At 66.6% G+C, this 12,917-nt stretch carries 9 protein-coding genes; 4 read left to right on the forward strand and 5 right to left on the reverse strand.

The genetic code is table 11. From position 1 onward, the window contains the following. Positions 1 to 189: 189 nt before the first annotated feature. A complete protein-coding gene (locus BWR19_13915; protein ID APX93939.1) occupies positions 190 to 1,521 on the forward strand; it encodes an AAA family ATPase in 1,332 nt (443 codons plus the stop codon). A gap of 118 nt (positions 1,522 to 1,639) precedes the next feature. Here BWR19_13915 and BWR19_13920 read toward each other — a convergent pair whose 3' ends face one another. After that, positions 1,640 to 2,269: an outer membrane lipoprotein carrier protein LolA gene (locus BWR19_13920; protein ID APX93940.1), complete on the reverse strand. Its 630-nt coding sequence runs from the start codon at positions 2,267 to 2,269 to the stop codon at positions 1,640 to 1,642. Between the two features lie 121 nt (positions 2,270 to 2,390). After that, positions 2,391 to 5,603 carry a cell division protein FtsK gene (locus BWR19_13925; GenBank protein APX93941.1) on the reverse strand — a complete coding sequence of 1,071 codons (3,213 nt, stop codon included), beginning with the start codon at positions 5,601 to 5,603 and terminating at the stop codon, positions 2,391 to 2,393. Positions 5,604 to 5,748: 145 nt separating this feature from the next. On the opposite strand from BWR19_13925, the gene BWR19_13930 reads away from it, so the two are divergent. The 3 genes from BWR19_13930 to BWR19_13940 all read left to right on the forward strand — a co-directional run bounded on the left by BWR19_13930 (position 5,749) and on the right by BWR19_13940 (position 7,484). Next, complete coding sequence (locus tag BWR19_13930) at positions 5,749 to 6,453, forward strand: leucyl/phenylalanyl-tRNA--protein transferase (GenBank protein ID APX93942.1); 705 nt, start codon at positions 5,749 to 5,751, stop codon at positions 6,451 to 6,453. Next, positions 6,443 to 7,180, forward strand: a complete 738-nt coding sequence (locus tag BWR19_13935; GenBank protein ID APX93943.1) for an arginyltransferase — start codon at positions 6,443 to 6,445, stop codon at positions 7,178 to 7,180. The genes BWR19_13930 and BWR19_13935 overlap by 11 nt, the downstream gene beginning before the upstream one ends. 85 nt (positions 7,181 to 7,265) lie before the next feature. After that, entirely contained in the window at positions 7,266 to 7,484 is a 219-nt protein-coding gene (locus BWR19_13940; GenBank protein APX93944.1) for a translation initiation factor IF-1, read from the forward strand. A 120-nt stretch (positions 7,485 to 7,604) separates the two neighbouring features. Here BWR19_13940 and BWR19_13945 read toward each other — a convergent pair whose 3' ends face one another. The 3 genes from BWR19_13945 to BWR19_13955 all read right to left on the reverse strand — a co-directional run bounded on the left by BWR19_13945 (position 7,605) and on the right by BWR19_13955 (position 12,849). Continuing rightward, a complete protein-coding gene (locus tag BWR19_13945; protein APX93945.1) occupies positions 7,605 to 9,881 on the reverse strand; it encodes an ATP-dependent Clp protease ATP-binding subunit ClpA in 2,277 nt (758 codons plus the stop codon). 144 nt (positions 9,882 to 10,025) lie between these two features. Continuing rightward, positions 10,026 to 10,355, reverse strand: coding sequence for an ATP-dependent Clp protease adapter ClpS (locus BWR19_13950; GenBank protein APX95036.1), 330 nt, complete (start codon positions 10,353 to 10,355; stop codon positions 10,026 to 10,028). A 259-nt stretch (positions 10,356 to 10,614) separates the two neighbouring features. Further along, positions 10,615 to 12,849 carry an isocitrate dehydrogenase (NADP(+)) gene (locus BWR19_13955; GenBank protein APX93946.1) on the reverse strand — a complete coding sequence of 745 codons (2,235 nt, stop codon included), beginning with the start codon at positions 12,847 to 12,849 and terminating at the stop codon, positions 10,615 to 10,617. Between the last annotated feature and the right edge of the window lie 68 nt (positions 12,850 to 12,917).

The raw sequence follows: 12,917 nt of genomic DNA on the forward strand, positions 1-12,917 counted from the left end.
GGGTCCTCCTCTGCTGTCGAGTGCTCTGCTGTCGAGGGCGAACGTCGGCACGACATTGGATCGTGCCGAGGTGTCCCAGGTTCCAACGGACAGCACGACGCCACGGCTACGATGAGTGTTTAACCCTAGTGGCTCTGGCGCCATCCTGCCTGTCGCCAAACGTCGCATACGAAGCATACTGAGGAAGCCATGGACCTGTTCAGCCAGACACATGCCAACGCCGGAGCTCCGCTGGCCTATCGCATGCGCCCGCGACACCTGGCCGAATATATCGGCCAGCAGGCGCTGGTCGGCCCGGACAAGCCGCTGCGGCGCATGGCGGAAAGCGCCAGCGTGCGCTCGATGATCCTGTGGGGCCCACCCGGCGTGGGCAAGACCACCCTGGCCGAAATTCTCGCCAACGAATCCGGCGCCCGGCTCGAGCAGCTCTCGGCGGTGATGGCCGGGGTCAAGGATATCCGCGCTGCCGTGGAGCGCGCGCAACTGTCGCAGGGGCACAACACGCTGCTGTTCCTCGACGAGATCCACCGCCTCAACAAGAGCCAGCAGGACGCCCTGCTACCCCACGTCGAATCCGGGCTGCTGACGCTGATCGGCGCCACCACCGAGAACCCCTCCTTCGAGGTCAACTCGGCGCTGCTGTCGCGGGCGCGGGTCTATGTGCTCAAGACACTCACCGAGGACGAGCTGCTCGCGGTGCTGCGCCAGGCCCTCGCGGATAGCCAGCGCGGGCTTGGCCAGCGGCGCATCCAGGTCGACGACGACGTGCTGGCCATGCTGGCCCGCGCCGCCGGCGGCGACGCGCGACGCGCCCTCGGCCTGCTCGAGACCGCCTGCGATTTCTGCGTGCCAGACGGCGACGGCGAACGCCTGCCGACAGAGGCGCTGGCCGACGTGCTGGGCCATCAGGCCAGCGCCTTCGACAAGCAGGGCGACCACTACTACGACCTGCTCTCGGCGATCCACAAGTCGCTGCGCTCGTCGCGGGTCGATGCCGCGCTGATGTACATGGCGCAGTTCATGCAGGGCGGCGGCGACCCACTCGACGTGGTCAGACGCCTGGCGGCGATCGCCTCGGAGGACGTCGGCAATGCCGACCCCCGCGCCCTGCCGTTGGTGATGGCGGCCTGGGACGCCTATCTGCGCCTCGGCGACTACGAGGGCCAGCGCGCCATCGCCCACGCCGCCATCCACCTGGCGGTGGCGCCCAAGAGCAATGCCATCGACCAGGCCTGGAAGCAGGCCAAGGCGCTTGCCGCCCAGCACCCCACCCTCGAGGTACCCAGCTACCTGCGCAACGCGCCGACCCAGCTGATGAAGGAGCTCGGCCACGGCGACGGCTACCGCTACGCCCACCACGAGCCCCACGGCTACCCTGCCGGCCGCCGCCACGACTGCTGGCCCGAGGGCCTGCCACCGGCGAGTCTCTACCAGCCCAGCGAGTTCGGCCAGGAGGCGCGCTTCAAGCAGATCATGGCGTGGCGCGCCGAGCTCGACGCCGAGGCCGACGGCGACGAGTAGCGCCGAGCGCCGCAGAATGTTGCCTGACAGCGGATAAGAACCAGCAAGCCCCCGCCGAATTCGCTCCGGCGGGGGCTTGCTGACTTGCTGGGCGCTAGGCGCTTACTGCTCGGCGCTATCAGTGATCGTCGCGGATCACATCGGCGTTGTCGGGGATCTCGAACACGAAGTGGGCCTCGTCGATATCGCCGTTGACCTGGATATTGCTGAACTCGATGGCGGTACGCTGGCCGGTGCTGTCGTTCATCTGCAGGGCACCGAACTGCTCGCCGTAGAAGGTCATCTTGAGCTCTTCGAACAGCGTATCGGCGCCGCGCGGCACCAGCGTGAAGGTCTCGGTATCGCCCTGCTGCTGGTGGCTCACCTGGTAGCTGTCGGTGAGCTCGGTGGCGCTGCCGGAGAGCAGCAGTGCCGGGGTGTGCGTGACGCGGGTGTCCAGCGCCTGCACCGTGACCTGCTCGAGGTCCGGGTCATGCAGGAAGACCTCGTCGCCGTCCGACACCACTTCCTGGCGATAGGGCGCGTCGACTTCCCAGCGGAACTTGCCGGGCCGCGATAGCCACATCTGGCCCCGCGCCTCCTGGAGGCGCTGCCCGCTGCCGTCGAGGATCTGCTGCTCGAAGTCGGCAGAATAGGTCTCCAGCGAATCGAGCAGCTGGGTAAGGCGCTCGGCGCCGTCATCGGCCAGCGCGGTGAGGGGCATGGCAGCAGTCAGCGACAGGGCCAGCAGCGATGTCTTCAGTTTCATTTTCACTCCCTTACGCCGCACCTTCAGTGCACGACGATGTTGTGTTCCCGACTCATGGACAGCGCCCCTGAGTGGACGTTGCAGCGCAACCAGCGCTTCCACGATTGCTGCATGCTTGTCATCAGTCGCCGGCGGGTGGGCCGGCCAGGACTTCGCGACTGCCGTTGCTGCCCATCGACGACACCACGCCGGCCGACTCCATCGCCTCGACCAGCCGCGCGGCGCGGTTGTAGCCGATCTTGAAGCGCCGCTGCACCGCCGAGATCGAGGCGCGACGCGACTCGGTGACGAACATCACCGCCTCGTCGTAGAGGGCGTCCTGCTCGGCGTCGTCGCCATCGCCGCCACCCTCGGCCTCGAGGCCGGTCAAGGCATCGGCGGACACCCCGCCGGAGAGGATCTCCTCGATGTATTCAGGCTCGCCGCGGCGCTTCCAGTCCTCGACGATGCGGTGCACTTCGTCATCGTCGACGAAGGCGCCGTGGACCCGCGTCGGCAGGCCCGAGCCGGCCGGCAGGTAGAGCATGTCGCCGTGGCCGAGCAGGTTCTCGGCGCCGCCCTGGTCGAGGATGGTGCGCGAGTCGACCCGCGAGGAGACCTGGAAGGCCATGCGGGTGGGAATGTTGGCCTTGATCAGGCCGGTCACCACGTCCACCGACGGCCGCTGGGTGGCAAGTATCAGGTGGATGCCGGCGGCGCGGGCCTTCTGCGCCAGCCGCGCGATCAGCTCCTCGACCTTCTTGCCGACGATCATGAACATGTCGGCGAACTCGTCGATCACCACCACGATGTAGGGCAGCTTCTCGAGCACCGGCGGCGTTTCGTGCATCTGCCACGGCTGCGGCTCCCACAGCGGGTCGGCGACCTGGGCGCCGGCGCGCTCGGCCTCGTCGAGCTTAGCGTTGAAGCCGGCGATATTGCGCACGCCCATGGCCGCCATCAGCTTGTAGCGGCGCTCCATCTCGGCCACGCACCAGCGCAGCGCGTTGGCGGCCTCCTTCATGTCGGTGACCACCGGCGCCAGCAGATGCGGGATGCCGTCGTACACCGACAGCTCGAGCATCTTGGGGTCGACCATGATCATGCGCACTTCGTCGGGGGTGCCCTTGAGCAGCATCGAGATCAACATGGCGTTGACCCCCACCGACTTGCCCGAGCCGGTGGTGCCGGCCACCAGCAGGTGCGGCATCTTGCCGAGGTTGGCGACCACCGGCGCGCCGCCGATGTCCTGGCCCAGCGCCAAGGTCAGTGCCGAGGCCTCGTGCTGATAGCGGTCGGAGTCGATCACCTCGCGTAGGCGGATCATGGCGCGCTTGGGATTGGGAATTTCGATGCCCACGGTGGGCTTGCCGGGAATGATCTCCACCACCCGTACGCTCTTGACCATCAGCGAGCGCGCCAGGTCCTTGGCCAGGTTGCTGATCTTGGAGACCTTGACCCCGGCGGCGGGCTTGATCTCGAAGCGCGTGATCACCGGCCCCGGCCAGGTCTCGACCACCTCGGCCTTGACGCCGTACTCGCGCAGCCGCGTCTCGAGCAGCTCGGCCATGCTCGCCAGCTGCTCCGGGGTGTAGTTGGGCTGGTGCGGCTCCGGCGGCGTCAGCAGCCGCAGGCTGGGCAGCTCACCGTCGGGCTCTGAGACCATGTCGAACTGGGGGCGCTGGTTCTGCAGGTGCTCCACGGTCCATAGCGCCGGGCCGGCGGGCTCGGCGGCGGCGGCGCGGCCCTGCTCGGCAGTGGCCACCCGGGGCGTCTCGACCGGCGTCTGCCCAGGGTCGGGAGCCATCTGGGGAGCGGCCTCTTCCGCCGCGCCGTGGTCTGCCGCAGGGTGATCGGGTGGCACGTGCTCGTCGGCCACCTTGGCCGGTGCTGGCGGCGTATCCGGCTCGTCGAGATCCGACCACGACAGGCGCGGCTCATCGGCGTCAGGCTCGTCTTCCCAGTCGGCGTCGCGCCAGCTGACCAGGCTCGGCTCACGCTTGTCGCTGCGCGCCGGCGAGTGCGGCGACGAGCCCGATGAAGCCCAGGCCTGGGGGCGCGCCTCGTCGTCTGCGTCCAGTTCCACGGCTACGCCGGGGCGCGGCTCCGCGGGAGCCGGATCAGCGGGAGCCGGTTCGGTGGGTGCCGGCTCGGCCGCCTGCGGGCTTGTCACGTCATCGCGCTGGGCACTCAGCGACATACCCGCCCAGGAGGGCTCATCGACATCCGGGCGCAGCGGCGTCTCTTGTGTCGCTGCCGGCCCGGCAGCGCCGGCCCAGGCGGCCTGTCCGGCAGCCGATGAAGCTGGCGCCGCGGCCCGCGCGCTGGCGCTGTACGCCGCCTCGGGTCGCTTGGCCGACGGCGTGTGCGCCGGCACCTCCCACGGGATATCGGTGTTTCCGTCATCGCCAAACCCCGGCTCGAGTCGCCCCTCGGCCCGCGACGGGGGCGCCTGGGAGGCCATCTCAGGCACGCTGTCGGCGTTGCCTTGCCAGGGCAGCAGGCGCTGCCACCAGCGGCGCGCGGTGGTCTCGGGCTGCTCGTCTTGCGCCTCGTTGTCAGTCGCTTGCCTCTCACTGCGCTGGGCATCACGGGCATCGCGGGCCTGCTCGCGACGCACCAGCCAGTGGTCCTTGGCACCCCCCAGCTGTTCCCAGACCCAGCCGATCAGGCGGAACAGCTGGCGCCCCAGCTCGTCCATCACCGTCAGCCAGGAGAGGCCAGAGAACAGCGGAAAGCCGCAGAGGATCGCCACCATCGCCAGCAGCGTGGTGCCGTGGGCGCCGACCAGCGGGTAGAGCCCCACCACCAGGCCTTCACCGAGAATCCCCCCTGAGGCGTAGGGCAGGCCGCTGTAGGGGCTGTAGAAGTGCAGGGCACCCAGCGTCGTGGTGCCAAGCAGCAGCAGCACCAGGCCGGCGGCCTTGACCGCCAGCGCCGTGGTATCCCACTCGAAGCGCACCTGTCGCGAGCGTACCAGCCACCAGGCGGCAAACCCCAGCATGCCGGGCCACCACAGCGCACTGGCGCCGAACAGCGAATACAGCACATCCGCCAGCCAGGCACCGACCGGCCCCATCCAGTTGCCGACTGCCGTCTCGGGCCCGCTGTGCGACCACCCCGGATCCCCGGCCTGGTAGCTGAACAAGGCCAGCAGCAGAAACACGCAGCCGGCGAGCAGCATGATCACCACCCCCTCGCGGCTGGCACCTTGAAGCTTCAATCCAACGCGACGTGCCTGGTCCTTGGCCTGGCTGGCCCTGCCCTTGGCCTGGGTCGCCGGCGTGCGGCGAGCGCTGGCTCTCTTCTTGACACTCAAGCGGCCTTCCCCCTTGTACGCCTGTGACGGCGTCATCCATGGTCACGCAATGGCGCCATCATACCGAGCCAACAGGCCGCATCACAGTAGTGAATCGGCGACATAACCACAGCGGGGATGACCCCCGCCCCGGCCATGGTCAATAATGGTGACCCGTATCCAACACAGACCCCGTTCATCGATGCTGCCCTGGCTGCCCCCGACGCCGATCCGCTTTCCGCCGACCAACACCGCGCTCGACGATCCCGACGGCCTGCTGGCCGCCGGCGGCGCGCTGACGCCGGCGTGGCTGCTAGCTGCCTACCGACGCGGCATCTTTCCCTGGTACAGCGACGACCAGCCGATCCTGTGGTGGAGCCCCGATCCGCGCATGGTGCTCTTTCCGGCCGACCTCAAGGTGCGACGCAGTCTCGCCAAGCGGCTGCGCAACGGCGGCTTCTCGACCAGCATCGACCGCGCCTTTGCCTCGGTCATCGCGGCTTGCGCAGAGTGCCGCGCGGCGCATGAAGGCACCTGGATCACCAGCGAGATGCGTGACGCCTACCTGGCGCTGCACCGCCTCGGTCATGCCCACTCGGTGGAGGTGTGGCGTGATGACGCACTGGTGGGTGGCCTCTACGGCGTCGCCATCGGCCGGATGTTCTTCGGCGAATCGATGTTCTCGCGGGAGCGCGACGCCTCGAAGGTGGCGCTGGTCACGCTGGCCAGACACCTCGAGGCCCACGGCGGCGGCCTGATCGACTGCCAGATGCATACCGCTCACCTGGCCAGCCTAGGCGCCAGGGACATCGCCCGGGACGCGTTCCTCGACTATCTTGAGCAGTATGCACAGGCCGCCGCCGGAGCGGCCTTTCACCCGCCAGGAGAGGGCGACAGTGAGCAGTAATACGCCTCGGCAGCCGACGCGGGATCTGCGTTTCTTCCTAACGGTCCCGCATGCCTGCAGCTACCTCGAGAAACGCGAGGCCACCACGCTGTTTCTCGACCCCCAGGAGTCACCCGGCCAGGGCGTCTACGACGCCCTGGCCCTGCTCGGCTTTCGGCGCAGCGGTCGGCATCTCTACCGCCCCCACTGCGACGCCTGCAACGCCTGCGTCTCGGTACGCATACCGGTTGCCGACTTCACCCCCAATCGCAGCCAGCGCAAGCTGCTGCGGCGCAACGCCGACCTGACCCTGCACGAGCGTCCGGCGCGCTTCGATGCCGAACACTACGGCCTGTATGCGCGCTATATCCGCGAACGCCACGCCGACGGCGACATGTTTCCGCCCAGCCACGAGCAGTACCGCACTTTCCTGACCCTCGATCATCCTTACGCGCGGCTGCTCGAATTCCGCCTCGACGGGCGCCTGGTGGCGATTGCGGCCATCGACCTGCTGGGGCATGGGCTCTCGGCGATCTACACCTTCTTCGACCCCGACCCGGCCTTCGAGCGACGTTCGCTGGGCAGCTACGCGGTGCTCACCCTGGTGGAGCAGGCACGCCACCGCCAACTGCCCCATGTCTACCTCGGCTACTGGATCCGCGAATGCCGCAAGATGAACTACAAGCGCAGTTTTCAGCCGCTGGAATACCTTCACGGCCGCCACTGGCGGCGCGAAATTCCAACATGAGCGGCTTTTTTGCCTTGGCGGGCGGCTTGCGGCACAATATCGCGCTATCTTGTTGACCAACACCAAGCACGAGGAACCGCCTCATATGGCACGTGAAGACCATATCGAAATGGAAGGTGTCGTCGTCGATACCCTTCCCAACACCATGTTCCGCGTCGAGCTGGAAAACGGCCACGTGGTCACTGCACACATCTCCGGCAAGATGCGCAAGAACTACATCCGCATCCTGACCGGCGACAAGGTCAAGGTCGAGCTGACGCCCTACGACCTGTCCAAGGGCCGCATCGTCTACCGCTCCCGCTAAGCCCGCACCCCGCCACCGGCCCCGAACCGCAGCCCCTAACGCGCGACGCCCCGTCATGTGACAGGGCGCCGGTACTGCGCGTTGACAGGCTGCGACCGGCATACACCGGTCGCGCTACGTTCAGGCCAGTTCGGCCTCGGTTTCCAGCCGCAGCTCGTCGTCCCCCTCCTCGACGCTGACATGCACCACGCCGCCGTGTTCGGAGAGCTCGCCGAATAGGATCATCTCGGCCAGCGGCTTCTTGAGCTTGTCCTGAATCAGGCGCGCCATCGGCCGCGCGCCCATCTCCGGATCATAGCCCTGCTCGGCAAGCCAGCTGCGCGCCGCCTCGTCGACGTCGAGCTGCACGCGCTTCTCGTCGAGCTGCGCCTGTAGTTCGACCAGGAACTTGTCGACCACGTTGCGCACCACCTCGGGCACCAGGCCGTGGAACTGGATGATGCCGTCGAGACGATTGCGGAACTCGGGGGTGAAGGTCTTGCGAATCACCTCCATGCCGTCGGTGGAGTGGTCCTGAGTCTGGAAGCCGATCGAGCGCCGCGCGATCTGCTCGGCACCGGCATTCGAGGTCATGATCAGGATCACGTGGCGGAAGTCCGCCTCGCGGCCGTTGTTGTCGGTCAGGCGGCCGTGATCCATCACCTGCAGCAGCAGGTTGAAGACCTCGGGGTGCGCCTTCTCGATCTCGTCGAGCAGCAGCACGCAGTGCGGCTGCTTGGTGATCGCCTCGGTGAGCAGCCCACCCTGGTCGTAGCCGACGTAGCCGGGAGGCGCACCGATGAGCCGCGACACGGTGTGGCGCTCCATGTACTCGGACATGTCGAAGCGCACCAGCTCGATGCCCATCAGCGAGGCCAGCTGCTTGGCCACTTCTGTCTTGCCGACCCCGGTGGGGCCGGAGAACAGGAAGCTGCCCACCGGCTTGTCCGGCGACTTGAGGCCGGCCCGCGACAGCTTGATCGCCGCCGACAGGCTGGTGATCGCCTCGTCCTGGCCGAACACCAGCATCTTGAGGTCGCGCTCGAGGTTGGAGAGCAGCTTACGGTCGGAGCTGGAGACGCTCTTCGGCGGAATCCGCGCGATCGACGCCACCACCGCCTCGACCTGATCGACGTCGATGGTATCGACCCGCACCTCCGGCGGCAGCAGGCGCTGGTGCGCGCCGGCCTCGTCGATCACGTCGATGGCCTTGTCGGGCAGGTGGCGATCGTTGATGTAGCGATCCGCCAGGCGCGCCGCACTCTCCAGCGCGCCGTCGGTGTACTTGAGCTTGTGGTGCTCCTCGAAGCGCCCACGCAGGCCCTTGAGAATGCGGATGGTGTCCTCGACCGACGGCGCCATGACATCGACCTTCTGGAAGCGCCGGGCCAGGGCACGGTCCTTCTCGAAGATGCCGCGGAACTCCTGGAAGGTGGTCGAGCCGATGCAGCGCAGCTCACCCGACGAGAGCAGCGGCTTGAGCAGGTTGGACGCATCCATGACCCCGCCGGACGCCGCACCGGCACCGATCACGGTGTGGATCTCGTCGATGAACAGGATCGCGTTGGGCTGCTTCTTGAGCTCGGCCAGCAGGCTCTTGAGGCGCTTCTCGAAGTCGCCACGGTACTTGGTGCCGGCCAGCAGTGCGCCCATGTCGAGCGAGTAGACCACCGCATCGGCGATCACGTCGGGTACCTCTTCCTCGACGACCCGCTTGGCCAGACCTTCGGCGATGGCGGTCTTGCCCACCCCGGCCTCGCCGACCAGCAGCGGGTTGTTCTTGCGCCGCCGGGCGAGAATCTGCACCACTCGTTCGAGCTCGTGGTCGCGACCGATCAGCGGGTCGATCTTGCCCAGTCGCGCCTGCTCGTTGAGGTTGGTGGCGTAGCCAGTGAGCGGATGTGCCGCACCTTCGCTACCGCCCTCCTCGGCTTCTTCGGCATCCGATGATGGCGCCGACGAGGGGCTCTGGGTATGCCCCGACACCTTGGAGATGCCGTGGGCGATGTAATTCACGGCATCCACTCGCGCCACATTCTGCTGCTTGAGGAAGTAGACCGCCTGGCTCTCCTGCTCGGAGAAGATCGCCACCAGCACGTTGGCGCCGGTGACCTCGCTCTTGCCGGAGGACTGCACGTGGAAGACCGCGCGCTGCAGTACGCGCTGGAAGCCCAGCGTCGGCTGTGTCTCGCGATCGACCTGATCCTCGGGGATCAACGGCGTGGTGGAGTTAATGAAATCCTGCAGGTCGGAGCGCAGTTTTTCGAGATTGGCCCCGCAGGCTCGCAGCACGTCTGCCGCGGAGGCATTATCGAGCAGTGCCAGCAGCAGGTGCTCCACGGTCATGAATTCGTGGCGCTTGGAACGGGCCACGGTAAACGCCGTGTTCAGGGTCAGTTCAAGTTCTTTGCTCAGCATGGCAGTCCCCTTCTCGCCGCCTCGGGCTTACGTCGGCAAATTTCTCGGCCGCATTCTCACCATCGGGCACATTCATGGGTTTCGCAAGCTCGATGTTCCAACGCTTGCCGATCGCAGCATGCGAACGACCGGTCGCGTACACGCTCAATCCGCCGCGTCGATGTCACACAGCAGTGGATGCTGGCACTCGCGGGCGTACTCGTTGACCTGATGACACTTGGTTTCGGCGATGTCGCGGGTGAATATCCCGCAGGTCGCCTTGCCCTGTGTATGTACCGCCAGCATGACCTGTACGGCTTTTTCGCTCTCTAAGTGAAAGAAGGTCTGCAGCACCTCGACCACGAACTCCATCGGTGTGAAGTCGTCATTGTGCAGCACCACCTTGTACATCGGCGGCCTGGCCAGTTCCGGATCGGCCGACTGGGTCGCCAGGTCGCCATCGTCGTCGGGCTCCGACTCCGGCGGCCGGGTCATGCCCAGTGTCGCAGTGCAGTGAGTGGCGCCGGTCGCTCCGAGCTCATCGTGTTGATACATAACCATTGGTGTCCATCGATAATGTCTGCTCGCCGCTGGCGCCACGCTTATTCGACGCCATTCGCGGCGGCGGGTTCATTACTCAGTGATAAATGCGTCCCCGGGTCGCCACTTGCAAGGCCCGGGCCAACGGCACGAGCAAAAAAAGGCCCCCGCCCGCCAGGCGGACGAGGGCCCTGGGCCTTCGCAGGCGACGGGATCAGTCGTTGGCGACCACGCTCAACGCAGCGTTGAGGGTCCGACTGGGGCGCATCGCCTCGCGGGTCAGGTCGTGATCCGGGTGATAGTAGCCACGGATATCGACCGGCTTGCCCTGCACGCCGTTGAGTTCATCGAGGATAGCCGCCTCGTTGCTCTTCAGCGACTCGGCCAGGCGCGCGAACAGCGCCTTGAGTTCGGCATCTTCGTCCTGGGCGGCCAGCGCCTCGGCCCAGTACATCGCCAGGTAGAAGTGGCTGCCGCGGTTGTCGATCTCACCGACCTTGCGCGACGGCGACTTGTTGCTGTCGAGGAACTTGCCGTTGGCACTGTCCAGGGCCTTGGCCAGCAGCGTGGCGCGCACGTTGCCGAAAGCGTTGCCGAGGTGCTCCAGCGACGCCGCCAGGGCCAGGAACTCGCCCAGCGAATCCCAGCGCAGGTGGTTCTCTTCGAGGAACTGCTGGACGTGCTTGGGCGCTGAGCCGCCGGCACCGGTCTCGAAAAGGCCGCCGCCGTTCATCAGCGGCACGATGGAGAGCATCTTGGCACTGGTGCCGAGCTCCATGATCGGGAACAGGTCAGTGAGGTAGTCGCGCAGCACGTTGCCGGTGACCGAGATGGTGTCCTGACCCTTGCGGATCCGCTCGAGCGAGACCTGCATCGCCTCCACCGGTGCCAGAATACGGATATCCAGGCCGCTGGTGTCGTGATCCTTGAGGTAGGTCTCGACCTTGTTGATCAGCTGGGCGTCGTGGGCGCGCTTGGCGTCGAGCCAGAAGATCGCCGGGGCGCCGCTGTCGCGGGCACGGGTTACCGCCAGCTTGACCCAGTCCTGAATCGGCGCGTCCTTGGTCTGGCACATGCGCCAGATGTCGCCGCGCTCGACGCTGTGCTCGAACAGCAGCGCGCCGCTCTCGTCGATGACCCGCACGGTGCCGTCGGCGGGGATCTCGAAGGTCTTGTCGTGGGAGCCGTACTCTTCGGCCTTCTGCGCCATCAGGCCGACATTGGGCACGCTGCCCATGGTGGTCGGATCGAAGGCACCGTTGGCCTTGCAGTCGTCGATCACGGTCTGATAGATGCTGGCGTAGCAGCGATCCGGAATCACCGCCTTGGCGTCATGCAGCTGGTCGTCGGCGCCCCACATCTTGCCCGAGTCGCGGATCATCGCCGGCATCGAGGCGTCGACAATCACGTCGCTGGGCACGTGCAGGTTGGTGATACCCTTGTGGGAGTTGACCATCGCCAGGCGCGGACGCTCGGCGTAGAGCGCCTCGACGTCGGCCTTGATCGCCTCCTGCTTGGCGTCGGGCAGCGATTTGATGGTGGCGTAGAGATCGCCGATGCCGCTGTTGGCGTTGAAGCCGACCTTGTCGAGCTCAGCGGCATGCTTGGCCAGCACGTCGCGGTAGAAGGCCTCCACCGCCACGCCGAAGATGATCGGGTCGGAGACCTTCATCATGGTCGCCTTGAGGTGCAGCGAGAACAGCACGTCCTGCTGCTTGGCATCCTCGATCTGCTCGGCGATGAAGGCGCTCAGGGCGCGGCGGCTCATGACCGAACCGTCGACCACCTCGCCGGCCAGCACCGGGGTCTGCTCCTTGAGCACCTGGGTGCTGCCGTCGGCACTCACCAGCTCGATCTTGACGTTGCCGGCGGCCTCGATCAGCGCCGATTTCTCACTGGCGTAGAAGTCGCCGTCGCCCATGCTCGCCACGTGGGACTTGGAGTCGGCGCTCCACTCGCCCATGCGGTGCGGGTACTTGCGGGCGAAGCCCTTGACCGACTGCGGCGCACGGCGGTCGGAGTTGCCTTCGCGCAGCACCGGGTTGACCGCGCTGCCCTTGACCTTGTCATAGCGCGCCTTGACGTCGTGCTCGACCTGCGAGGCGGGCTCGTCGGGGTAGTTGGGCAGCTTGTAGCCCTGCTGCTGCAGTTCGCGAATGGCCGCCTTGAGCTGCGGCGTCGAGGCGCTGATATTGGGCAACTTGATGATATTGGCTTCCGGCGTCTTGGCCAGATCGCCAAGCTCGGCCAGATGATCGCCGAGCTGCTGTTCGTCGCTCAGGTAATCAGGAAACTGGGACAGGATACGCCCGGCCAAGGAAATGTCGCGGGTTTCCACTTCGATGCCGGCGGGATCGGTAAACGCATCGATGATCGGCAGCAGTGAGTGGGTGGCAAGGGCAGGCGCTTCGTCGGTAAGCGTGTAGATAATCTTCGGCGTTTTTGACATGTTAGCGGTAGTCTCTCTGGTCTCTCTGGTCACAGCGATTGCAGGAAAGGCGAGCGGGTCGGAACACC

The sequence above is a fragment of the Halomonas sp. 1513 genome (genome assembly GCA_001971685.1).
Taxonomy (GTDB): Bacteria; Pseudomonadota; Gammaproteobacteria; order Pseudomonadales; family Halomonadaceae; genus Franzmannia.

What these genes read in the sequence shown, in the direction of transcription:
- BWR19_13925 (APX93941.1), bottom strand. Translation starts at nt 5,603, where the DNA reads ATGACGCCGTCACAGGCGTACAAGGGGGAAGGCCGCTTGAGTGTCAAG.
- BWR19_13945 (APX93945.1), bottom strand. Translation starts at nt 9,881, where the DNA reads ATGCTGAGCAAAGAACTTGAACTGACCCTGAACACGGCGTTTACCGTG.
- BWR19_13930 (APX93942.1), top strand. Translation starts at nt 5,749, where the DNA reads ATGCTGCCCTGGCTGCCCCCGACGCCGATCCGCTTTCCGCCGACCAAC.
- BWR19_13940 (APX93944.1), top strand. Translation starts at nt 7,266, where the DNA reads ATGGCACGTGAAGACCATATCGAAATGGAAGGTGTCGTCGTCGATACC.
- BWR19_13915 (APX93939.1), top strand. Translation starts at nt 190, where the DNA reads ATGGACCTGTTCAGCCAGACACATGCCAACGCCGGAGCTCCGCTGGCC.
- BWR19_13920 (APX93940.1), bottom strand. Translation starts at nt 2,269, where the DNA reads ATGAAACTGAAGACATCGCTGCTGGCCCTGTCGCTGACTGCTGCCATG.
- BWR19_13950 (APX95036.1), bottom strand. Translation starts at nt 10,355, where the DNA reads ATGACCCGGCCGCCGGAGTCGGAGCCCGACGACGATGGCGACCTGGCG.
- BWR19_13955 (APX93946.1), bottom strand. Translation starts at nt 12,849, where the DNA reads ATGTCAAAAACGCCGAAGATTATCTACACGCTTACCGACGAAGCGCCT.